Source organism: Lysinibacillus sp. UGB7 (genome assembly GCF_049058285.1).
GTDB lineage: Bacteria > Bacillota > Bacilli > Bacillales_A > Planococcaceae > Lysinibacillus > Lysinibacillus sphaericus_B.
This window is the reverse complement of record NZ_JBMGUV010000005.1, coordinates 79,679-102,417: the sequence shown is the minus strand read 5'-3', so window position 1 is coordinate 102,417 and position 22,739 is coordinate 79,679. Positions and strand designations below refer to the sequence as shown.

Here is a 22,739-nt window from a genome sequence, read left to right as displayed (position 1 = left end):
TTATGGCAATATTAACAGTTCAAAACTTAGGTCATTCATTCGGTGACCGCACACTTTTTAAAGACGTATCCTTTCGTTTAGTAGAAGGCGATCATATTGGACTTGTTGGTGCAAATGGTGTTGGTAAATCTACACTAATGAGCATCATAACAGGGCAAACAATCCACGATACAGGAAAAGTTGAATGGCTACCAGGTACACATTACGGCTATTTAGATCAACATACTGTGTTAACAGCTGGCCGTACAATGCGTGATGCCTTGCGTGATGCCTTCCTCCCTCTCTACAAAAAGGAAGAAGAGCTAAATGACATTACTGGTAAAATGGCTGAAGCAACACCTGACGAATTAGAAGTACTATTGGAGCAAATGGCTGAGGTACAAGATGCACTAGATGCCGGTGACTTTTACACATTAGATATGAAAATCGAAGAAGTTGCACGTGGTTTAGGTCTTGATGCGATTGGCTTAGAGCGTGATGTTGCTGCCCTTTCAGGTGGTCAACGTACAAAAGTTTTACTGGCCAAGCTTTTACTTGAAAAGCCAAAAGTATTATTACTCGATGAACCGACTAACTACCTTGACGAAGAACATATTACATGGTTAAAAAACTATTTGAAGAACTATCCGCATGCTTTCTTATTGATTTCACATGATACGGAATTTATGAACGAAACAGTGGATGTAATCTTCCAATTGGAATTTTCTAAGTTAACGCGCTACACTGCAACTTACGAAAAATTTTTAGAACTGGCTGAAATTAACAAACGTCAGCATATTGATGCGTATGAAAAGCAGCAGGAATTCATTAAAAAGCAAGAGGACTTTATAGCAAAAAACAAAGCCCGTTACTCAACAACTGGTCGTGCCAAATCTCGCGCGAAGCAACTTGATCGATTAGAGCGAATTGACCGTCCTGAAACAGCTGTGAAGCCTGAATTCGGCTTTAAAGAGGCTCGTACGCCAAGCCGTTACGTGGTGGAAGCGGAAAATTTAGTCATCGGTTACGATAAAGATAAGCCGTTACTACCTCCTCTGTCATTTATGATTGAGCGCGGTCAAAAAATCGCTTTAGTCGGCATGAACGGTGTTGGTAAATCCACATTACTGAAAACGATGCTTGGCAAAATCAATCCACTTGGTGGTCAGGTTATTCGTGGCGATTATTTAGCCCCTTCTTACTTTGAGCAAGAAGTAAAAGCCGACAAAATAACACCAATTGATGATGTATGGAACGCCTTCCCTTCAATGGAGCAAGCGCAAGTTCGTGCCGCTCTAGCGCGTGCAGGCTTGAAAACTGACCATATTACACGCCCACTCAATTCTTTATCAGGGGGCGAGCAAGCTAAAGTTCGTCTTTGTAAACTGATGATGGAAGAAGCCAACTGGCTATTATTTGACGAACCTACTAACCACTTAGACGTTGATGCGAAAGAAGAACTAAAACGCGCAATGAAAGAATTCAAAGGCACAATCGTACTCGTTAGCCATGAACCTGAATTCTACGAAGGTTTAGTAACAAAAGTTTGGAATGTCCAAGATTGGTTTACTTCTGGACAACAAAGCTAAAACAGATCTCACCGTCACGCAAACATGTGACGGTGTTTTTGTACTTCGAGCGTCTTAGAAGTGGAATGGCCCCTTAGACACCGTCGGTTATTAGCTTACGCTACTTCACTTCGTCTTCCCAAAATTCAATCAATCTACTCATAATTTTCCCCATCTCAGCATATAAACTACTGAAAACTATTAATCTTACATCATTGTAAGTAAATATAACGAAACTTTTCGCTAGTCCAAGCGTATATTCTAGTATAGTTGAAAAAATCTCATATTCTATTGACTTTTTTTCAATTAGCTATTGATTTACATATAGCTTACTAGTAAGATATATGTATAACCTATTTAGCTTACTAATAAGATATCCATTAAATATAATCTAAAAAAGAAAGCGGGGAATGAAGAATGACAGTTACAATTTACTCACAAGCGAGCTGTTCTTCATCCAGAAAAGCATTAAAATGGCTAAAAGATCACAATATCGAGTATAAAGAGAAACGTATTACATCACACCCACTTACTCTTGCAGAATTTAAAGAAATTTTAAGCATGACAGAAGACGGAACTGATGAGATTATTGCAACAAATTCTAATGATTTTAAAAATCTAAACATCGATATCGACCAACTTTCTATTCAAGAATTATATGCAATTATTCAGGCTCACCCTAGAATGTTGCGTAGCCCAATTCTAATTGATGAAAAACGTATTCAAGTTGGGTACAATGAAATGGACATCCGTCGTTTTATTCCACGTAAAGTACGTGCTTACGAATTAACTGCGATGACAAGATTGGCACAAGAAAGTTAAAACAGTTCTGGAGATGACCTATATGGATCAAGAAAAACAAAAAGCCATTTCCTCGTTGTTTGAAGTTGTCTCTTCCATCGAGCGCAAATGGGCAAACGAGTGGAATAATCATAATGTACTCGGCTTTTCAAAAACCCATATTTTAATTTTAGACTATTTATCGCAGGAGGGACCTAAGCGCCCTTCTGCTATTGCAGATCGGTTAAAAGTGACAACAGGTGGCGTTACAGTTTTAACGACTAAACTTATCAATGCAGGCTTTATCGAAAAAACGCAGCACGCAACAGACCGTCGGGCTTCACAGTTAGAAATCACAACCGATGGTGAAGATATTTTAGAAGAATCTCGCCAACAAGTCAGCGAAATCATTAACAATATGTTTGGAATGCTGTCAGCTGAAGAGGTACAAACTTTACGTGATATTTTCGCAAAATGTTTGCTCGAAGTTGATATCAATCGTCATGATTAAAAACTTCATTTGTACACCTTGCACCTATTGTTAGACTACATCTAACTTTTAGAGGTGCTTTTCTTTTTGGTCAGATTTTAAGGGCTGTCGAACTGACAGATAGAACCATCAAACTGATGGATAGAACTGCCGAACTGACGGATAGAACCGTCAAACTGACGAATAGAACTGCCGAACTGACGGATAGAACTGCCGAACTGACGGATAGAACCATCAAACTAACGGATAGCACTGCCGAACTGACGGATAGAACCATCAAACTAACGGATAGCACTGCCGAACTGACGGATAGAACGTCAAACTGACGAATAGAACTGCCGAACTGACGGATAGAACGTCAAACTGACGGATAGCACTGCCGAACTGACGGATAGACCGTCAAACTGACGGATAGCACTGCCGAACTGACGGATAGACCGTCAAACTGACGGATAGAACTCTCAAGACACCCTTTTCATCTCAGCGATTTTGGGGCCTCTAGCTCTATTCGATGCTCCACCCTCAATAAATTCCATCAAAAAAGATGCATTGCAAATTAAATCATTTTGCAATACATCTTTTTTTGGATTGGCCGAACGAATACTTCCGTCTGAGTAATTATTTTAGTGTGCGACCAATGCATTCTATTATGCTGGCAGCACAGCCTCCACTATTGATACGTCAGCCATTAGCATTTCTTTTAAACGCGCTTTCGCACGGAATAAACGCGATTTCACTGTCCCAATCGATACCTTCATTATTGTAGAAATTTCAGCAAGTGAATATTGGTCTATGTAGAAATACCACAATGTTTTTTGATAAATCGTATCTAATTGACCCATTTTATCCTGTACTAGTTTTGTGACAATGTCTTTTTCAATTTTTTCTTCAGTAGAAATTTCATTATTAGGAACCAAATCTAAGATTGGAACGTCTAATGTTTCAGGTTGATTCATCATGTACTTACTACGTCGTACTTTTTTACGATAGCGATCTCTAAATGTATTCATTGTAATTGTTGTTAGCCAAGCTTTAATATGTTCTACTTCGGCAACGCTATCCTCATAGCGTACAACTTTTACCCAAACCTCTTGCATTAAATCTTCCGCTTCTACATTATTGCGAGTGAGCTTTAAGCATAGATGATAAATATAACGATTAAATTCCTCATATACGCCTTCTAATTTTTCATTCATTGTGTATTCCTCCGCTTCTTGTTCTTGCTTCTATACACATTCTCGCAAAATAATGTATTACACTCTATCGTATTTGCTTTCAATTTCATTACAATCGTGTAAGCTTAATTGCTTTGACTTGTAATATTCGTAAAAAATGTTTTTCTACTATACTACCCTTCCCTTCTGCCAACAGGGCAAACTACTCATACAACGGTTTCTTCTATTTAAAGCTTTTTGTATAAAAAATGCCTGAACATAATAAACTATAGAGGGCATTGCTGTTTCAATTGGAATCGGTAAATGCATTTGTAGCACCTTGACTTTGTACGAAAAAAACGTGTAAACTAAAGGTGTAATGAGATTCCAACTACTCGGGAAGAATCTCCAAACGGTTTAGCGGCTAGGTGGCTCCTAGTCGCTTTTTATTTTGCCTTAACATGAAAAACACCGCCCTTCATGGCTAGTAAAGGACGGTGAAAAGCCATTTTTTTGTTTAGCTAAAGCATACGAATAATTCGATATAGCGTATCTGCTGCACGAAATAAATCCGTGGCAATTCTAAAGATGGCTAGTCTTTGAATGCGACGCTTTTCCGCATTGGCTTTTGCTCTTTCTACTCGGGAAAGGTTCTCCAAACGGTTCACCCCCTTTCGAGCGCAACCGTGTCACGCTTGGAGGCTTAAAAGTATGCAGACGGACATGCCGACCACGAGAATAATCATATCATGATTATTTGTAAGTACGTTCAATATTTTCAATATTAGCAAACAACCAATCATTTTCCCCTCGTAAAATAGACAATTTCTTTGGATTACTTTCCGAACTCTTAACCAAAAATACAATAGTACTACTATCAATATAATGGCTATTCAATAATCTCTCCCCTTTTGCATCGTTAAAAAATATTCCTTTATAATCAAAAATGATTATCATATAGAACTAATCCCTATTTCTACGATCCATTAAACCATTGCTATAATAGGATTCTCCCTAAGCATTATGCTATACTATTTCTAGTATCGAAATAATAGAAAGTGGGATGAAATGATGACACATTTACAGGAATTAGACGCTTATTTTACTGAACATCGCGAGGCTCATTTGAATGAATTAAATGAATTTTTACGTATTCCAAGTATTAGCTCATTATCAGAGCACAAAGGAGATATTCAGGATGCTGCTAAATGGTTAGCAAACGCCTTTGAAAAACTTAACCTTGAAAACATCTCGATTACCCAAACAGCAGGACATCCTGTTGTCTATGCGGATTGGTTACATGCTGAGGACAAACCAACAATTCTCTTCTATGGTCACTATGATGTGCAGCCTGTAGATCCATTACACTTATGGGATAGCGAGCCTTTTAATCCAACGATTCGTGACAATAAATTATTTGCACGTGGCGCAAGCGATGATAAAGGGCAGGTGTTTATGCACTTAAAAATGATTGAGGCACTATTTGCTACAACTGGCACTTTACCCGTAAATGTGAAATTTATTTATGAAGGGGAAGAAGAAATCGGCAGTCCTCACCTCCCTGCTTTCGTAGAAGAACATAAGGAAAAGCTAGCTGCAGATTTGATTTTGATTTCTGATACGGGCCTTTATGGACCTGGTAAGCCTGCTGTGTGCTATGGCTTACGTGGTTTAACAGGTGTACAAATTGATGTTCGGGGGGCAAAAGGCGATTTACACTCTGGTCTTTACGGTGGTGGCGTGCAAAACGCGATTCATGCATTAGCAGAAATTTTAGCATCCTTCCGTGATGAACACGGCACTATTCAGGTAGATGGTTTCTACGACAACGTATTGCCATTATCAGTAGAAGAACGTGATGCTTATCGCGCACTTGGCTTCGATGAAGAGTCAGTGAAGGAAGAAGTCGGTGTGAAAGAGTTATTCGGGGAAGCTGGTTATTCTTACTTAGAGCAAACATGGGCTCGTCCTACTCTAGAGGTTAACGGAGTGTTTGGTGGCTTCTCAGGAGAAGGCATTAAAACTGTATTGCCTGCTGAAGCTGGTGCTAAAATCACATGCCGACTTGTACCAAATCAAGAACCCGATGAAATTGTAGCACTGTTAAAAGCACATATCGCAAAGCATAAACCAACTGGTGTTGAGGTAACGATTGCTGAGTTCGATAAAGGCCGTCCTTTCTTAACGCCATTTGACCATCCGTTTATTCAAGCGGCAGGACGCTCTTACGAAAAAGTTTATAACGTACCCACTGCTTACACACGTGGTGGCGGTTCGATTCCAATCGTGGCATCATTCGATGAAATTTTGGAATTACCTGTTGTGTTAATGGGCTTTGGTCTATCCAGCGAAAACTTCCATGCTCCAAACGAGCATTTCCATTTAGAAAACTTCGATAATGGTTTACGCGTGTTAGGTGACTATTTATATGAAGTAGCTGGATTACAAAAATAAATAAATAAATGCACTTGTTGATTTGGAAGCCCCCTCACCTGAGGGGGCTTTTAGACTGTAGACAAACTTCGGCAAAAAATCGAGTTTGGCTATAGTCTTTCTTATACAATAGAAAGTAACAATAATCAGGTTCGGAACAAGCCACTCGCTTTCCACGGACGAACCAGCTGGCCTCCCCCTTCGATACACTTCGTGCGGGGTCTAGCTGACTCGTTTTTCCGTAAGAGTTTCGCAGCTTCTTCCTCTATATCAGGAATCAAGGCGTGTTGTGCTAATCGGTCAAAAACTTACAGAACGAACTAGATCAATCGCTAATCCCTCAAGTCAACTGACGTAACGCTCAGGTACAAGCAACAACCGCTCAGATCAACCGACGTAACGCTTGGCTACATGCAACAATCGCTCAGGTCAACTGCAGTAATTCTCAGGTACATACAACATCAACTTGAAATGATGACGATTGATCAAGTGGTTCCACAAGACGTTCACTGTTGATTGGAGCGTAGCGACGAGGAGAGACTGAAGCCATGCCTGCGAAAAGCGTCCGCCATAGCGGAAATCAACGAGTTCATATAGATACTTCTATATTTAAAAGAAAAAAGACAGTAAACAAACTCAGTTTTTTGAGTTTGTCTACTGTCTAAAAGCCCCTCACTGAGGGGCTTTCTTTGTACTATTCACCAAAAATCGTCACAATTTCAGCTGATGTTTTACGTTCTTTCGCTTTTGGAATATCATCAAAATAACCAACTTGTAACATCGCAATAACACGTTCACCTGGTTGCACTTTTAATGCTTCTCGGAATTTCGGATTATCTAAAAAGCCTGGTGTTTTCCAGCAAGAGCCGATACCTTTATCCCACGCAAGCAACTGCATATTTTGAATAAAAGTACTTGCAGCAGCAAAATCTTCTAGACGTTCTTTTTGACGTGCATCCTCCGGTACGATTACAAAAGCATAACCGCCTGGAAGTGTGAATTTCGTCATTTGTTTTGCCAAGTCTTCACTTGAAAGGTCTTGCCATTTCGGAATAGTTAAGTCTCGCAATAAATCATGAAGTGCAGATAACTCCTTACCACACGCTACAACTAAACGCCAAGGTTCACGATTTCCATGATTCGGTGCCCATACAGCATCGTCAATAATTGCTAGTAATTCATCACGGTCTACAGGCTGCCCATTAAATTTTTTAATGGAACGGCGCTCTATAATTGCATCTCTTACAGATAAAAAATGTTCGCTCATTTACTTTATCTCCTTCTAGAACTTTACATCATATATTATTATACGTATTTTCTATCTCTCACATTATCACAAATCGATGAGCTTTAAAACAGCTATCTTGCTAAGCAAAACTATCATCAATATGAATGTAAAAATATGTCATACTCGGTGTATAGGCAGTAGAATCCTCATAAAAGTACGGTCTATTTATGCTATCTGAGGTGTGCGCATTCACGTATGGAATTCCATTCTGGATACTCGTGACGATAACCGAGTGATCGATTCTTCCATTCCCTTGAAAATCATAAAAAATGATGTCCCCAAGCTCTAATTCTTCAGCATTTTGCACACGTTTGCCCTTTAATCCTGTTTTGGAGCCTTCTAGATACCACCTAAGGGAATGGGAGACCGACCAGCTGAAGCTCCAATTGCCCTGCTGAATCCACCAACCCTTATCTCTACTTGGAGCTCCGCGCATTGGCGCTCCCCCAGCAAGTAAACATTGTGAGATATAATTCGTACAATCGACATCAAAATTTGGAAATGCGGGATTACGTCTATTCCACCACAAATTCGCATACTGTACCGCCGCCTGCCTATTATACATTTTTGCCACGTTTCCCCTCCTTACGTACATCATATGTATAGATGGACAAATCTATTAGTTTAGGACCATATTTATCAATGGCGGCTCAAACGTCATTACGTCCGGTATTTGCAATATTATGCTTAGGTATGCACGAGGGTCGACACGATGTCGGTCACTTCGGTAAAGCCATAGAACGTTACGATTTTACCGATTCAAGTCAGTTAGCAGGTGTCGTGAGACTTAGCGATGCTAGGCTAACATCTAAAAATTCTTTTCGAATTCGTGACATCAGGCGAAGCTTTCAGTTAAAAATCGATGTAAGGGCAACATTCGGTGCTATCTTTTCCAATTTTAAGTTATTTTTTGCTACAATAGGGTTGAATGAAGTGTAGATATTTAATATATAAACAGAAGGGATGTTGAATGTGAGGCAGCATGCTGAGAAAGAAATCTTACAACCTACTCTTTTATGCGACAAAAAAGGGAATTTGAATCCTGCTTCCATTGGATTTGCACGAAAACCTCTTATAAATAGCAATTTAAGCGGCCATTTGATGCGCAAAAAGAAATGGAATTATTGGTGTGTATATGGTGATGAGATTTTATTCTCCGCTACTATCAGCCATCTAGATTACGCAGCGGTTTGCTTCGTATATTTCTTTGAGTATGAAACACAGCGCTATTTCGAGAAAACCATGACAATTCCACTTGGTGGCAAGCTAAAAATGCCTACACAAGTACTAGAATCTGTATCCTTCAGCAGTAGTGAAATGACGATTGATATGACCTATATTCACAATGAAACTCATTTGTCCGTTTCTATTCCTAATTTTGACGGAGACAGCTTACGTGCAAACCTTGTCATTCAACATCCCCCAACAGATGAGTCATTGAATGTGGTCATTCCATGGAATCGAAAAACGTTCCAATTTACAGGCAAGCATCATACTCTACCTACGTCGGGAAATGTGACGATTGGCAATCGTCGCTTTATATTTACACCTGAGGAAAATTTTGCAGTGTTGGATTATGGGCGTGGTGTTTGGCCACGCGAGGCCACATGGAATTGGGGTATGGCTTCTCAACGAGTTCGAGGTCGGCGGATTGGGCTGAATTTAGGGGGTAAATGGACAGACGGTACGGGTATGACTGAGAATGCTGTGTTCGTTGATGGAAAAATGACAAAAATTCATGAGGATTTACTATTCCATTATGATCGAAAAGATTTTATGCAACGTTGGAAAGTTAAAACAAAGTTCACCAACCAAGTGTCCTTAACTTTTTCCCCATTCTTTGAACGTGTTGCAGCAACAAATGCTGGACTCGTAAAATCGGAAGTACATCAATTGTTTGGTTATTATGATGGTTCCATTCTACTGGACAATGGTGAAACCCTAGTTATTAAGCAAATGCTTGGTTGTATCGAAGAACACCGTGCAAAATGGTAACAAAGATGGCGTCTCAAAGGGAATTTGAAACGCCATTTTTGTGTATTTTAGCCTTCGCGCAATGCGTCTAGCATTTTTTCGGGGTCATCTGTAAAAATTGCATCTATACCGAGTTGCTGTAACTGCAATGCAATATCGATATCATTGACAGTGTAGGCACGAACAATAGCCCCTTTTTCAAGTGCTAAACCAACAGATTTTCTGAAGGCTGTAGGCAAGCTAACATGTATTGCATTCGTTGGAATTTGGGCTGTGTAAGTTGTAAAATCAATTAAGATTTCAGCAAATAATGCAGCCGTTTCAATATACGGCGCTATTTGTGACACAATTTGAATTGATTCATGGTTAAAGGAAGAAATAATAACACGTTCCGTCATTTGATATGATGCTACTTCCTTTATCACAAGCGGCTCAATACCATCATAAGGAAAAACATCCGTTTTCAGCTCAATATTAATACGATGATGTGTGCCTGCAAATAGCTCTAACACTTCTCCAAGCTTTAGAATACTTTCTCCTCTGCACTCATCAGAAAACCAAGAACCAAAATCAAATGCTCGTAGCTGCTGGAGCGTATAATCTTTTACATAGCCTGTACCATTGGAAGTGCGGTCAATTGTTTCATCATGGATGACGACCACTTCCCCATCCGCAGTTAAATGAACATCTAGCTCGATTCCTGCAATAGGTAATTTCGATGCTGCATAAAAAGCAGCACTTGTATTTTCAGGGTAGTGTGAAGATACACCTCTATGCGCAAATATGTCCAAACGTATCCCCTCCCATTTCTAGTTACTTAACAGTATACCAATAAGCAGGTTATTAATCTTACCCTTGAAAGGTAAAATTTTGTATAGTAATATGAGAACCCATTTCCATTTCGGCCTATTTGTTATTGTGCCTGTGTTATATAAGCCCATTAGTTGTTACCGTATAGCTGTGAGCTAGTTCGGCTTATATCTTAAATTCAATGCTTTCAAATCCATGACGTCCAACAGATGAAATTAACTTTGTAAGTACTTAGGAGGTGCAAAATGACTGCACAACATCCAGATTTTCTAGCTGAACTGGAGCGACTCGCTTACACCAAACACTATATGCAACAAATTTTAAGCGAGTCTCAAAGAGATTTGCAATCCGCACAGGAAAATATTCGTAAATCGATGGCAGATCTTGATTATTTAGATTCGAGTTTGAGCTATTTGAACATCTTAACAAACGCGCGATTCTTTGAAATGGCTCGCGATCAAAAGGAAGGCTTAGAGGCTGTTCAAAAAAAGCCTTATTTCGCCCGTATCCATTTCCAAAAAACAGGAGATCCTGAAGAATTTTTATATATCGGCAAAACATCCTTATTTCATCGTGAAACACACGAACCAATAATTGTTGATTGGCGTTCCCCTGTTGCAAATGTTTATTACGACGGTCGACTTGGGGATATGGAATATGATGTACGCGGAGAAGTTCACAAGGGACATTTATTTGCCAAGCGGCAATATAAAATTGAAAATGGTCAGTTGCTTGATATTCGTGATATCGACTTAACAACAAATGATGAATTACTACAAGAGGCGTTAGCAGGCAAAGCAGATGTTCGGTTAACAGAAATCGTCTCAACTATTCAGAAAGAGCAAAATGAAATTATTCGGGCTCACCTCCGTCAGCCGATTATCGTACAGGGGGCTGCAGGTAGCGGTAAAACAACAATAGCCCTACACCGTATTTCGTACTTTTTGTACACAATGGGTGAGAATTTTAATCCCGAGCAGCTCATGATTTTAGCCCCTAATAAATTATTTATTGATTATATTGGTGATGTTTTACCCGAGCTTGGTGTCGATAAAATTTGTCAAACAACTTTTGCAGACTATGTCCTAGCGGCGACAAAGCTAAAATTAAAACTACGTAATCCAAATGAACAGCTAGAATCACTTGTTTCAGATGGTGACAATCAACCAACAGCATGGATTTCTGAAATAAAAGGCTCGCTTTATTATCGTGATGTAATGGAACGTTATGTGCAAAAGATTGAGCAAGAAATTGCGGAACAATTTGAAGATGTGTTTATTGAGAAATACCGTATTATGCGAGCTTCTCATTTGAAAAAGTTATTTTTACATGAGTTTTCCTATATGCCAATTGAAAATAGACTTGCACATATAAAAAAGGTGATGGCGAGTCATGTTCGTCAGAAGAAACAGGCTGTCTTAAATATGCTACATGCGAAATACGATGAAGTACTTGGCAAAGCTTTAAATGGCATTCGTGACGATGAAAAACGTCGTCGTATTGTAACAAAGTATATCGATGAACGTGATGAACGAATTCCCGCAATTGAAAAAGAGGCCAAATCAACAGTATCTGCCTACATGCGGCGCTTTTCTAAATATAATGTCAAAACGCTCTATCGTGCCTTTCTAACAAATGCTGAACTATTAGCAAAGCTTGCACCAGAATGGCATTATCTCGAACAACAACAATTTTTACAAGTGCATGCGAAAGAACAGTGGGTGTTGGAAGATTTAGCGGCACTTTATTATTTACAAGCCCGGCTAAAAGGAATCCCTGATAACTGGAAAATGCGTGTTGTCTTCATTGATGAGGTACAGGACTATAGTTTATTCCAGCTTGCTGCTTTAAAAACTGGGCTTGAGACCGACATGTTCACAATGGTGGGCGACTTAGCTCAGGGAATCCATAGCTACCGTTCACTAACTGCCTGGGAGCCTGTACAGAATTTATTTCCACGTGCCAGCTTTCGAACACTTCAAAAAAGCTACCGAACAACGATTGAAATTATGGAAGTTGCTAACGAAATTTTAGCACAAATGGATGAACAACTTCCGCTAGTTGAACCTGTCGTTCGTCATGGACATCCACCAACTTTTTTACAGGCAGATCATTTTAATGCTCAGCAAATCGGGCATATTTTTGATAGCATTCGTGCCAACGGTCATCAGTCAATTGCTTTGATTTGCAAAACTACAGTCGATGCAATCGGAATGCAGCAGGCGTTAACTGATTACGGCATTACTTCACAGCTATTAACAGAGGATGAGTCCATTAATCAGCAACTCCTACTCGTGGTACCAAGCCATTTAGCAAAGGGGCTCGAGTTTGATGCTGTGATTGTCGCAGCCTTTAACACGCCCTTTTACGATACAAAAATTGACCGCAAACTTCTGTACGTTGCGTTAACGCGTGCGATGCATGAGCTATATTTAATTGGTCCAACAAAAAAGACGTTTCTTTTAGAAAATTAAAAAGAGTCGCTCTCGTGAACTGCGACTCTTTTTATGATAATGGATAAATGCAAGGTTATTTATGTCGTGGTGGCAGACGATAAAATTTGCCCTTTGATAAATAAGCTTTGACAGCCTTCCACCATGATCTAGGGGCTTCCTTTGGAGGAGACTTCTTTTTCGGCAATGCCGGCATGCGCATGATAACGACTCCTTTCATCGGGCTTATTATTACTATATGGGCATAGTACGTATTTATGATAAAAAAGTCATTTATCACTGTATCAATTAATTGTTATATCAGGTGAAGGGCTCAATGCGATGAATTTGATGGTCTTAAGCAAACCGTTTGCTCAAAAACAATTGCATAAAAAAGAGTGAGAAGCCATGCATAAAGCATACTCCTCACTCTTCTTTTATTTTTTCACGTAATAGTCAATTTGCTGCGCTTTCATAAAACCAGCCTTTTCATAAACCGAAAGTGCCTTTCTATTTTCGATTTCCACATCAAGCATTACATGTTTCACGCCAATTTGGCTGGCATAATTTTTCGCGAATAACAATAACGCTGTACCAATACCTTGTCCCCCATACATGGGATGGACGGCCAATGCTGTCACCCATTGAACTTCGTTTTCTTGCGCTGTCGTCACCGTACCAACAACCTTCCCGTCTTTACGGGCTACCCATAAATTACGTTCACTTTTAGATGTATTAAAGTTAATTAGTTCCACTGATTCTTCTGGCAAATCACCAAAAGCCTCACTATAAATTGAAATAAGCTCTGCTTGTTCTCCTGCATATGCAGTTATAATAACCTCATCTTGTAGCACTACCGGCTCCGCTTTAGTTTCTAGTGTTGCCTCTGAAAAACTGTACGTATAACAACAATTTTCAATAAACGTATGACCATAAGGTGAACCATCAATGACTAATGCTAATTGACCTTCTGCGCCCCGCTCTACTAGTCCAGCTTGTAAAACTTCTACTAATGCTGTACCGATTCCCATTCGACGACACGCTGGTAAAACTACTAGCGACCACTCATACGTATATAGACCCATTAAATCAATAGCACTTGCTGCACCAACTAATAAATCTTTGTCATCGTCGTACGCTAGCACCATAAAACCTTTTGATTCAAAAGAGCCTGCTAACGGAATATTCATAATCGTTTCGTATACTCGATAATCATGTAATGTTGCTTCTTCACATAAGGTTTTTAATTCATTCAATGTTTCGCCGTCTAACGGGAAAGACACTGTAATCACTGAAATGTTCATCATATACTCCGTTCTTTTATCAGACTATTGCCCTATTGTAGCAAGAAAGAAAATAAGCTGGCAACATTAATCTTTGTGTTTACCAGCTTATTTTTACCCTATATAATAGGTGTTAAAACTCCCACTTATAAATAAAGCATAAAACGGTTTAAATGGGAGGTTTAAGTACTCGCAAATATCTGATTAATTCAGCCGCTGATTACATAGCCATCGCCTTAGAAAGTGACGTTTTGACAAATGATTGTAGGGAGAAAGCACACTAAGAACACAATATACAATTGCAACTTCCGCTCACTAGCACAACCTGCGCACCGAAAGCCTTTCCTTATCCTTTAGTCTCACTTTATAAATGATGTGCGGACGATTCAAGCATTTGAGCGTAAATTCCGCCAGTAGCAATTAACTGCTGTTGCGGGCCTGCTTCGACTAGCTCACCCTTTTGCATCACAAGCACTATATCAGCATTGTGCACAGTATTTAATCGATGGGCAATAACAAAGCTTGTACGCCCTTGCATCAACGTATCAAGCGCTTCTTGAATGGCTAGTTCCGTGACCGTATCAATGCTACTAGTTGCCTCATCGAGTAGTAAAATTTTCGGATCTGCAATAAGTGCTCGAGCAATAGATAGCAGTTGCTTTTGTCCTTGAGAGATTTCGCTTCCGTCTGCTGCAAGAAGCGTATCATAGCCATCTTTTAGTTTCATGATGAAATCATGTGCATTTGCACGTTGCGCCGCTTCTTCAATTTCTTCATTACTAGCATCTAAACGACCATAGCGAATATTTTCCCTCACCGTTGCTTCAAATAAAAAAGGGTCCTGTAACACAAAGGCCATTTGCGAACGTAGTGCCTCACGTTCAATTTGTTGCACGTTTATACCATCAAATAGTACCTCGCCCTCTGTTACTTCATAGAATCTAGCAATAAGCTGAAGAATCGTTGTTTTTCCGGCACCAGTTGCACCAACCAATGCAACCGTTTGACCTGGTTCTACTCGAAAACTTATATTCTTTAATGTGTAGGCTGCCTCTGACTGTTCATACTTAAAAGAAACGTTTTGAAAGGCTACGTTCCCTTTTAACAAGTGGTTTTGCGTGTTAGGGAATTCGATTTCCTGCGGTTCATCAAGTAAAGAAAAGACACGTTCAGCACCTGCAATTGCCGAAAGTACTGTATTGAATTGATTGGCTAAATCATTTAAAGGACGTGTAAACTGTCGTGCATACTCCGTGAAAATAACAATTACGCCAATGGTCACGTGACCATAAAGTGCAAGTATCCCACCAATTCCTGCAACAATTGTAAAGCTCATATTATTTAAAAAGTTCATGACCTTGGGGATATAGCCCGAATACGTTTGTGCCCAAAAGCCGGTTCTTTTTAAACGTAAACTTTTGTCACGAAACTCTGCCTTAACACGTTCCTCCTGTGAAAATGCCTTGACAATACGCTGCCCAGAAATGGTTTCTTCAATCATTCCGTTAAGCGCTCCGATGGCCGCTTGCTGTTCTTTAAATAATGGTGCTGTACGACGTGTAATCCAACGCAGCGCTATAAACATGATTGGAATAATTGTCATTGTTAGTACAGTTAATAAAGGACTCAAACTTAGCATGATGATAAGCGTACCTCCGAGCGTTAAGACACTTGAAATGACTTGGATAAAGGAACTGTTCAATGTCGAACTAACCGCTTCTATATCATTTGTCACACGGCTCATTAATTCCCCATGTTGGCGACGATCAAAAAACGATACCGGGAGACTTTGAAAGTGTGCAAATACAGACGTTCGTAGTCTGTAAATCGTTTGCTGTGCAATACCAATCATCCAATAGTTTTGTAAAAATAATGATACAGCTAACAGCCCATAAATTCCTACTAGCAAGGCGATTGTACTGCCCAGTCCCGTTAGTTCCCCTTGCATCACATAGTTATCAATCATTTTCCCGATTAAGTATGGGCCCAATAATGCCAAAATCGAACTTACCATGACGAGTACAAACACAATGATTAATAATGCACGCTGTTCATCGACGATTTTCCATAAACGACCAAGCGTACTTTTCCAATCGGCTGCACGAGGACCCTTCTTTTTCTTTACGACCTGCTTTAAATCATCCTTCGTCAAAATCGGCTCATAGCCAAAAGGTTTGCGGAAAAATCTCATTATTCCTCCACCTCCTGTTGGGATATTGCAATTTTTTTATATAAAATGGAAGACTGCAAAAGCTCATCATGTGTGCCATATCCCACAACCTCGCCTGCATCTATTAAAAGAATGCGGTCTGCCACTTTAGCCGTACGAATTTTTTGTGTTACGACAAGCATCGTGGCTCTTTCATCGCTCAAAGCCTCCCACAACGCTTGCTCTGTTTTCACATCAAGAGCACTCGTACTATCATCAAGCATTAATAGATGCCCTTTCCTGAGCAATGCCCTTGCAATGGACAAGCGTTGCTTTTGCCCCCCAGATAAATTAACACCCTTCTGCCCAACTCGTGTATCGTACCCATTTGGAAAATCTTCAACAGAGGCATGGATTTGCGCTTGCATAGTTGCTTGAAATACTTCTTCCATTTCAGCCTCTGCATCACCCCAACGAATGTTGTCCACAATGCTACCTGTAAATAATAATGATTGCTGAGGTACATAACCTATGGTCTCACGCAGCTCTTGTAGATCCCATTGTTGTACATCTTTTCCTTCTACTGAAATCTGCCCTGACGACACATCATAAAAACGAGGAATAAGCTGTAGTAAAGTTGATTTACCCGCTCCTGTTGCTCCCATAATCGCTAACTTTTCACCAGGCTTCACTTGAAAGCTTACATTGGACAGCACAGCTTTCTCTGCACCTGGATACGTAAAACTCACGTTTTCAAATACTAACTCACCAAATTTTTCCTTACTAAAAGCTTCTTCAAATGGAGAAGTGACCTCTACTTCATTTTCAACAGCTAGCACTTCTGCCATTCGTTCTGCAGAGGCTTTCGCACGTGCGTAAAAAATAATGATGAAAGCAAACATTGAAAACGAACCTGTCATGCGCATTGCATAATTGACAATGGCTACAATATCTCCGAGTGGCGCTGTACCTGCAGCAACTTGCTTTGTACCAAACCATAGTACTGCAAGTAGGCTCATATTCATGATAAATAGTAGCACTGGCATAATGTACTCCATCGTGCGTAGAGCCTTCACCGTATCTATTTTTAAGTGTGATGCCACCTGTTCAAAGCGTGACGCCTCATATGTACCACGTAAATAAGCCTTTACTAAGCGAATGGCTTGTAGATTTTCCTGTAGTACACGATTTAATCGGTCCACACGCTTTTGTACTCGCCCAAAATAAGACACGCCCTTCGCAACCATATAAACTAAAAACACCAAGATTATCGGTGCACCGATTACTAAAAAGAGGGCTAGTTTTGCATTCACGGCAAATGCCATTATTATACTACCAACTACTGCAAGTGGTGCCCGCAGCATAATACGTAGGCTCATAAAAAGTACCGTCTGTACCTGTGTCACATCATTCGTCAATCGCGTAATCAGAGAGGCCGTTGAGAACTTTTGATATGTTGCAAGCGTGAACGATTGAATTTTCTCGAACATTGCGTTTCTTAAGTCAAAGGCAAAGCTTTGTGCAGTATGCGAAGAATAATAGGAATTAACAATCCCCGCTAAAAATGCTATGAAGGATAACATGAGTAATACTGCTCCCCATTGCCATATCATTTCATGATTTTGAGCTCGGATGCCTTCATCTATTATTTTGGCCATAATGAGTGGTTGTACAAGCTCCACAAATAATTCCAACAACATTAAACATAAAGCAAATATTGCAGTCCATTTATAAGGCTTTACATACGAAAAAATTTCTTTCAATTCCCTCACCCCTTGTTTGAGAAAAAACATCACTGAATCTCAATATAGTTCTAAATTCCTTTTTAAATAATATTTTTATGCTTTTTCACCCGCAATAGAAAGCCATGTTACACAAACAAGCATAACAAACACACCCATTAATTGCCAAAATCCTAATGACGTACCAAACATAATTACTGAAATAACCATAGCCGTTAACGGTTCAATACTCGATAAGATACTTGTCTCTACAGCCGTAATATATTTCATGCTACTTAAAAATAGCACAAAAGCCATTGTGCCAAAGACAATGAGCGCAATCATTAAGCCTGTAACCTTCAAATCCATAAAAGTAAGCCACTGATTCGACTGCCAAATTCGACTGATAATTCCTAACGTTAGACCCCCTATTAACATTCCCCAGCCCACAACAAGCAGTACACTCCATTCTTTCATGAGTCGTGCTGGATACAGTGTGTAGAATGCAAAAGTTAAGCCCACTGCTACTCCCCACAACAACGCTTTGTTACTAACTAATAAAGCGTCAAAAGAAGCATTCGTAAGTAATAAGAATAGCCCCCCTAATGTACCAATAATTCCTAATACTTGATATTTAGGTGGCCATTTCTTTAAACTAAGAGAGACATAAGCAACAACAAATATAGGCGCTAAAAACTGAAGTAAGGTAGCTAGCACAGCATTGCTTTCATTTATCGCTGCTACGAAGGCATATTGTACGCCCAACATTCCTGCTACACCAAAGATGATTAGCTGTCTACTCCATATTTTTTGTTGCCATATACAGATGATATTTTTTCCAGTTAACAATAAATAGGCGAGTAATACAATACCCGCAACTGACAAACGAATGGTTAGCATAAAAGAAACTGTTAATGGGGTATGATTGAGTAACCATTCCATTAAAGGTCCTGTTGCACCCCACAACATCGACCCAGAGATTATAAATAGTAATCCTTTTAACCGTTCCACACCAATCCCGCTTCCTATATATGTACTAAAAACTGTTATTTATTTCAAAACTTTTCTTGCATTTCATTAGAAAAGTCCTAATTTTTTTCACCATCAAATATTTACAAATATATTCATAATGACTAATTCCCGATAATTCTCTATAATATTAGTATATATTGATTACCCAAGGAGATTGAATAAATCATGAGTCAAATCCATAAATCATTTACGATTGATGAACATTATTTAAATTCACTTCCTTTTCCTGCATTTGTCATAAACCAAGACGGACAAGCTTCTATTTGGGGAAAGAATGCTGAACAGCTATTTGGTTTTTCTGCTACTGATATTAAAGGACATACTACTCCATTCATACATGAAAATCTACTGCGTCAACTTTCATTTGAGACGTTCCAATCCATACTTCAAAGTGAAGACAGTACGTATTTAGATAAGGTTCAAGTGTATACAAGTTCAAATGAAGAAGTTACTACAGCGGTGTTGGCTAAACCGTTTATGGAACAAGGGGAACACCTTGTCTTATTTATGTTTATGTTACCTGAATTAATGATCAATTCTGTATCAAATAGTCGTACTTTTGCAGACTTAAAGCATGGTTTAGACTCCACTTTCATGACTGTAACACTAGACCAAGACGGATTTATTTTAGAATGTAATGCTGAATTCCTAAAAACAAGTCAATGGACACCAAAACGTGTTATCGGTAAAACGTTTTGGCAACTGTTCCCAGATAACGATGTAAGCGAAAAAATAACAAATACCATCTGGCGCAATTTAAACAATAGTAACACATGGCAAGGTGAGGTCGAAAAAGTTACAAAAACTGGCCAATCATATTGGGTACTGTTAACTGCAATCCCTACTTTTAATTTAGAAACGAATGAACAACAGTTTATTTTAATTGAAAAGGATATTACGAAGTCAAAAACAATTCAGCACCAGCTTGAAAAAATTGCATATATTGACACCGAGACAGGTTTAATGAATGCACATCGTCTTGAAAAAGTCATTTCTAGTATGATTGAAGAAGATAGACACTTTTCATTTGTCTATTTAAGCATCGATAAATTTTACACATTAAAAGAGTTACATGATCAACAAATTAACCAGAGCCTAATTATTGAATTTACAAATCGTATAAAAATGTATTTTCAAGACAGTGCAATGGCGCGTATCAATGAAAATGATTTTGTTGTCATAACACCTTTAAGTGAATGGTTTATTCAAGGCTTTTTATCTTACTTACAGCAGCATCCAATATACAGTAGTAATATTGCTGTGCCTATTTCGATTAGCGGTGGCATTACACGCTTCCCAGAAGATCAAACAACCTTCTCTCAACTAATGAAGGCATCCATCGCTACCATTACATCGGTACGTGAAGCTGGTGGTGATAAAATTGTCTCACTATCTAAAGCAACACATAAAGCTTTAAATCGTAAAGCTTTAATTGAAAAACGTTTACTTCAAGCGCTTGATCAGAAGAACCTTAAGGTCCTTTATCAGCCTCAAATTGATGTTTACACAGGCAAAGTTACAGTTGTAGAAGCACTCGTTCGCTGGGAAGATGAGGTCATGGGGGTTGTTTCACCAGATGAATTGATTCCAATCGCTGAGGAGACAGGGCTCATTAACAATATCGGTTCATTTATGTTAGAAAGAGCTTGTGAACAGGCGTTAATTTGGAAGAAGGCTGGCTTGAATTTAAAAGTGGCCATTAACTCTTCTGTACGTGAATTCCGTGACAAAAACATGGCCAAATCAATACTTGAAATGTTAGCAAAAACAGGTTGTCCTGCAAGCCTTATTCAAATTGAAATTACAGAGAAATTCGCTTTAGAAGCAGAAGCTGCAACCTTTATTACACAGCAAATGCGTAAGCTTGAAAACGAAGGTATCGTTTTCGTATTAGATGATTTTGGTACTGGATATGGTTCATTCCGATATATGCAAATTTTACCGATAGATACATTAAAAATTGATAAGACATTTACAAGTTCATTATTAAAGTCTGAAAAAACACAAAAGCTAATGCATGGCATGGTGCAATTAGGTAAATCCATGGAACTCAAAGTGGTTGCTGAAGGTGTTGAAACCGCTGAACAAGCCGACCTTTTAATCACATACGGCTGTGATGCTATTCAAGGCTATTATATTAGTAAGCCTGTTACACCAGAGGAAATTGAGGCATTGCTTGTAAAATAACAGTATTTCTGGCTGTCCAGCTCATTGGACAGCCTTTTATTTTTATGACATCTTACATCAGTAGGTTTATTTTTTGTATACGTTTTTTATTTTCATTTTACTCATATACATTGCACGGAATATAAGCTGCATGAATACCTCTGCAAATACCAGTCCCATAACAATCGCACCAGTTATTAAAAACGCCTTTAGACCATATTGTAAGCCTTGTAAATAATCATCTTCTACAACATTCCGCATCGCATTGTATGCCATGCCCCCTGGCACAAGCGGAATAATACCAGCTACAATAAAAATAATCATTGGCATTTTAAAGCGCCTTGCATACAAGTGTGCCACAATGGCAACGACAAATGATCCAAAGAAAGAAGCATTTACAACATCCATGTCATATTCTGTTAATACATAATAAATCAGCCAGCCAACTACGCCAACAAAACCACAATGAAGCAAAGTTTTTCGAGGTACATTAAAAATAATCGCGATACCTGCTGTTGCAAAAAAACTGACCACTAATTGTACGATTATATCCATAACATCCGCCTCCTAAAATGATAGGATGACGGCTATAGCTGCACCGATTGCAAATGCTGTTAAAAATGCCTCTGCTCCCTTTGCCATCCCTGACATAAAATGACCTGCCATTAAATCCCTCACTGCATTGGTAATTAAAATACCTGGTACGAGTGGCATGACAGAACTAATAATAATTTTGTCTATTGCTGCACCGTATCCAGATTTTACTGCAAAAAAAGCAATAAGACCAATGACTAACGAAGCAGTGAATTCTGAGAAAAATTTCACCTTTGTTAAGTGATTCATCCACACCAGCACAAGGAAACCTAACCCCCCTGCTACAAACGCAGCAGGAAAATCCGACCATCCTCCTTTAAACATTATAAGAAAGCACCCACTCGCAAGAGCTGCTGAGAAAACTTGAATATAAATTGGTAAAAAATAATTTGTTTTTTGTATCGACTTTAACTCGTCATAAGCTTCATCTAATGTTATCATGTGAGATGTGAGTCTACGAGATACTGAATTTACCAAGGCGATTTTTTGCAAATCTGTAACTCTACTGGAAATTGAAGTAATTCTCGTCGGCTGTGTCTTACCTAACGAAAAAATGATACCCGTAGGTGTAGCATAACATTGAGCATCTAACATATTTTGTGATTGTGCCATACGCAGCATCGTATCCTCCACACGGTATGTTTCTGCCCCACTTTCAATCATGATACGCCCTGCAAGTAGCAAGCAGTCAATTGTTAATTCATTATCCGCTTCTTGTAATATCATTACAGTTATCTACCTCCTTCAAAAGGTTCCTTGCCAATAGTAAATAGTATCGAACTGCAAATAAAAACTCAACCGTAAATCTTCAACATTTTTTTACATAATTCGTAGATTCGTATAACTTTTCCGATGATTCACACGTCTGATTGTATAGATAAATAAT

General features: G+C 39.1%; 19 protein-coding genes. 8 read left to right on the top strand and 11 right to left on the bottom strand.

All coding sequences use genetic code 11. The features are described 5' to 3' along the window. The first annotated feature begins 2 nt into the window (after positions 1 to 2). The 3 genes from ACOMCU_RS06795 to ACOMCU_RS06785 all read left to right on the top strand — a co-directional run bounded on the left by ACOMCU_RS06795 (position 3) and on the right by ACOMCU_RS06785 (position 2,838). A complete protein-coding gene (locus ACOMCU_RS06795) occupies positions 3 to 1,568 on the top strand; it encodes an ABC-F family ATP-binding cassette domain-containing protein (protein WP_010857831.1) in 1,566 nt (521 codons plus the stop codon). A gap of 396 nt (positions 1,569 to 1,964) precedes the next feature. Next, the gene (gene spx, locus ACOMCU_RS06790) at positions 1,965 to 2,369 is read left to right on the top strand and encodes a transcriptional regulator Spx (protein WP_010857830.1); all 405 of its coding nucleotides are present in this window, start codon (positions 1,965 to 1,967) and stop codon (positions 2,367 to 2,369) included. A gap of 22 nt (positions 2,370 to 2,391) precedes the next feature. After that, entirely contained in the window at positions 2,392 to 2,838 is a 447-nt protein-coding gene (locus ACOMCU_RS06785; RefSeq protein WP_219362233.1) for a MarR family transcriptional regulator, read from the top strand. 626 nt (positions 2,839 to 3,464) lie between these two features. Here ACOMCU_RS06785 and ACOMCU_RS06780 read toward each other — a convergent pair. Both ACOMCU_RS06780 and ACOMCU_RS06775 read right to left on the bottom strand, forming a co-directional pair. After that, positions 3,465 to 4,013, bottom strand: coding sequence for an RNA polymerase sigma factor (locus ACOMCU_RS06780; protein WP_010857828.1), 549 nt, complete (start codon positions 4,011 to 4,013; stop codon positions 3,465 to 3,467). A 479-nt stretch (positions 4,014 to 4,492) separates the two neighbouring features. After that, entirely contained in the window at positions 4,493 to 4,630 is a 138-nt protein-coding gene (locus tag ACOMCU_RS06775; protein ID WP_010857827.1) for a hypothetical protein, read from the bottom strand. Between the two features lie 412 nt (positions 4,631 to 5,042). On the opposite strand from ACOMCU_RS06775, the gene ACOMCU_RS06770 reads away from it, so the two are divergent. Continuing rightward, positions 5,043 to 6,425: a dipeptidase gene (locus ACOMCU_RS06770; RefSeq protein WP_010857798.1), complete on the top strand. Its 1,383-nt coding sequence runs from the start codon at positions 5,043 to 5,045 to the stop codon at positions 6,423 to 6,425. A 673-nt stretch (positions 6,426 to 7,098) separates the two neighbouring features. On the opposite strand, the gene ACOMCU_RS06765 is transcribed toward ACOMCU_RS06770, so the two are convergent. Beyond that, positions 7,099 to 7,671, bottom strand: a complete 573-nt coding sequence (locus ACOMCU_RS06765) for a nitroreductase family protein (RefSeq protein WP_010857797.1) — start codon at positions 7,669 to 7,671, stop codon at positions 7,099 to 7,101. Between the two features lie 100 nt (positions 7,672 to 7,771). Beyond that, the gene (locus ACOMCU_RS06760) at positions 7,772 to 8,266 is read right to left on the bottom strand and encodes an amidase domain-containing protein (protein WP_421049734.1); all 495 of its coding nucleotides are present in this window, start codon (positions 8,264 to 8,266) and stop codon (positions 7,772 to 7,774) included. Between the two features lie 68 nt (positions 8,267 to 8,334). On the opposite strand from ACOMCU_RS06760, the gene ACOMCU_RS06755 reads away from it, so the two are divergent. Next, positions 8,335 to 8,631 (top strand): hypothetical protein, encoded by a 297-nt coding sequence (locus ACOMCU_RS06755; RefSeq protein ID WP_010857795.1) that lies wholly within the window; start codon positions 8,335 to 8,337, stop codon positions 8,629 to 8,631. Between the two features lie 33 nt (positions 8,632 to 8,664). Next, the gene (locus ACOMCU_RS06750) at positions 8,665 to 9,687 is read left to right on the top strand and encodes a DUF2804 domain-containing protein (RefSeq protein WP_010857794.1); all 1,023 of its coding nucleotides are present in this window, start codon (positions 8,665 to 8,667) and stop codon (positions 9,685 to 9,687) included. A gap of 47 nt (positions 9,688 to 9,734) precedes the next feature. On the opposite strand, the gene ACOMCU_RS06745 is transcribed toward ACOMCU_RS06750, so the two are convergent. Further along, positions 9,735 to 10,457, bottom strand: a complete 723-nt coding sequence (locus tag ACOMCU_RS06745) for a glycerophosphodiester phosphodiesterase (RefSeq protein ID WP_010857793.1) — start codon at positions 10,455 to 10,457, stop codon at positions 9,735 to 9,737. Between the two features lie 264 nt (positions 10,458 to 10,721). Here ACOMCU_RS06745 and helD point away from each other — a divergent pair, with 264 nt between their 5' ends. Then, positions 10,722 to 12,950 carry an RNA polymerase recycling motor HelD gene (gene helD / locus ACOMCU_RS06740; RefSeq protein ID WP_421049733.1) on the top strand — a complete coding sequence of 743 codons (2,229 nt, stop codon included), beginning with the start codon at positions 10,722 to 10,724 and terminating at the stop codon, positions 12,948 to 12,950. 395 nt (positions 12,951 to 13,345) lie between these two features. Here the strand turns inward: helD and ACOMCU_RS06735 are convergent, their stop codons facing one another. The 4 genes from ACOMCU_RS06735 to ACOMCU_RS06720 all read right to left on the bottom strand — a co-directional run bounded on the left by ACOMCU_RS06735 (position 13,346) and on the right by ACOMCU_RS06720 (position 19,072). Further along, positions 13,346 to 14,215, bottom strand: a complete 870-nt coding sequence (locus tag ACOMCU_RS06735) for a GNAT family N-acetyltransferase (RefSeq protein WP_230491819.1) — start codon at positions 14,213 to 14,215, stop codon at positions 13,346 to 13,348. 340 nt (positions 14,216 to 14,555) lie between these two features. Further along, the gene (locus ACOMCU_RS06730) at positions 14,556 to 16,382 is read right to left on the bottom strand and encodes an ABC transporter ATP-binding protein (protein ID WP_010857790.1); all 1,827 of its coding nucleotides are present in this window, start codon (positions 16,380 to 16,382) and stop codon (positions 14,556 to 14,558) included. Beyond that, on the bottom strand, positions 16,382 to 18,103 hold the full coding sequence (locus tag ACOMCU_RS06725; protein WP_421049732.1) for an ABC transporter ATP-binding protein: 1,722 nt from the start codon (positions 18,101 to 18,103) through the stop codon (positions 16,382 to 16,384). The genes ACOMCU_RS06730 and ACOMCU_RS06725 overlap by 1 nt, the downstream gene beginning before the upstream one ends. A 75-nt stretch (positions 18,104 to 18,178) precedes the next feature. Next, positions 18,179 to 19,072 carry a DMT family transporter gene (locus ACOMCU_RS06720; RefSeq protein WP_010857788.1) on the bottom strand — a complete coding sequence of 298 codons (894 nt, stop codon included), beginning with the start codon at positions 19,070 to 19,072 and terminating at the stop codon, positions 18,179 to 18,181. Between the two features lie 186 nt (positions 19,073 to 19,258). On the opposite strand from ACOMCU_RS06720, the gene ACOMCU_RS06715 reads away from it, so the two are divergent. Continuing rightward, positions 19,259 to 21,280, top strand: coding sequence for an EAL domain-containing protein (locus tag ACOMCU_RS06715; RefSeq protein WP_219362244.1), 2,022 nt, complete (start codon positions 19,259 to 19,261; stop codon positions 21,278 to 21,280). Between the two features lie 66 nt (positions 21,281 to 21,346). Here the strand turns inward: ACOMCU_RS06715 and ACOMCU_RS06710 are convergent, their stop codons facing one another. Next, on the bottom strand, positions 21,347 to 21,814 hold the full coding sequence (locus tag ACOMCU_RS06710) for a threonine/serine exporter family protein (protein WP_010857786.1): 468 nt from the start codon (positions 21,812 to 21,814) through the stop codon (positions 21,347 to 21,349). Positions 21,815 to 21,826: 12 nt separating this feature from the next. After that, positions 21,827 to 22,579 carry a threonine/serine exporter family protein gene (locus ACOMCU_RS06705; protein ID WP_421049731.1) on the bottom strand — a complete coding sequence of 251 codons (753 nt, stop codon included), beginning with the start codon at positions 22,577 to 22,579 and terminating at the stop codon, positions 21,827 to 21,829. Positions 22,580 to 22,739: the final 160 nt, after the last annotated feature.

Excerpts from the sequence above, each read along its gene's own strand:
- ACOMCU_RS06780 (WP_010857828.1), bottom strand. The coding sequence starts at position 4,013 with ATGAATGAAAAATTAGAAGGCGTATATGAGGAATTTAATCGTTATATT.
- ACOMCU_RS06710 (WP_010857786.1), bottom strand. The coding sequence starts at position 21,814 with ATGGATATAATCGTACAATTAGTGGTCAGTTTTTTTGCAACAGCAGGT.
- ACOMCU_RS06705 (WP_421049731.1), bottom strand. The coding sequence starts at position 22,579 with ATGATATTACAAGAAGCGGATAATGAATTAACAATTGACTGCTTGCTA.
- ACOMCU_RS06715 (WP_219362244.1), top strand. The coding sequence starts at position 19,259 with ATGAGTCAAATCCATAAATCATTTACGATTGATGAACATTATTTAAAT.
- ACOMCU_RS06795 (WP_010857831.1), top strand. The coding sequence starts at position 3 with ATGGCAATATTAACAGTTCAAAACTTAGGTCATTCATTCGGTGACCGC.
- ACOMCU_RS06785 (WP_219362233.1), top strand. The coding sequence starts at position 2,392 with ATGGATCAAGAAAAACAAAAAGCCATTTCCTCGTTGTTTGAAGTTGTC.
- spx (WP_010857830.1), top strand. The coding sequence starts at position 1,965 with ATGACAGTTACAATTTACTCACAAGCGAGCTGTTCTTCATCCAGAAAA.
- ACOMCU_RS06765 (WP_010857797.1), bottom strand. The coding sequence starts at position 7,671 with ATGAGCGAACATTTTTTATCTGTAAGAGATGCAATTATAGAGCGCCGT.
- ACOMCU_RS06755 (WP_010857795.1), top strand. The coding sequence starts at position 8,335 with ATGGCGGCTCAAACGTCATTACGTCCGGTATTTGCAATATTATGCTTA.
- ACOMCU_RS06730 (WP_010857790.1), bottom strand. The coding sequence starts at position 16,382 with ATGAGATTTTTCCGCAAACCTTTTGGCTATGAGCCGATTTTGACGAAG.
- ACOMCU_RS06735 (WP_230491819.1), bottom strand. The coding sequence starts at position 14,215 with ATGATGAACATTTCAGTGATTACAGTGTCTTTCCCGTTAGACGGCGAA.
- helD (WP_421049733.1), top strand. The coding sequence starts at position 10,722 with ATGACTGCACAACATCCAGATTTTCTAGCTGAACTGGAGCGACTCGCT.
- ACOMCU_RS06770 (WP_010857798.1), top strand. The coding sequence starts at position 5,043 with ATGACACATTTACAGGAATTAGACGCTTATTTTACTGAACATCGCGAG.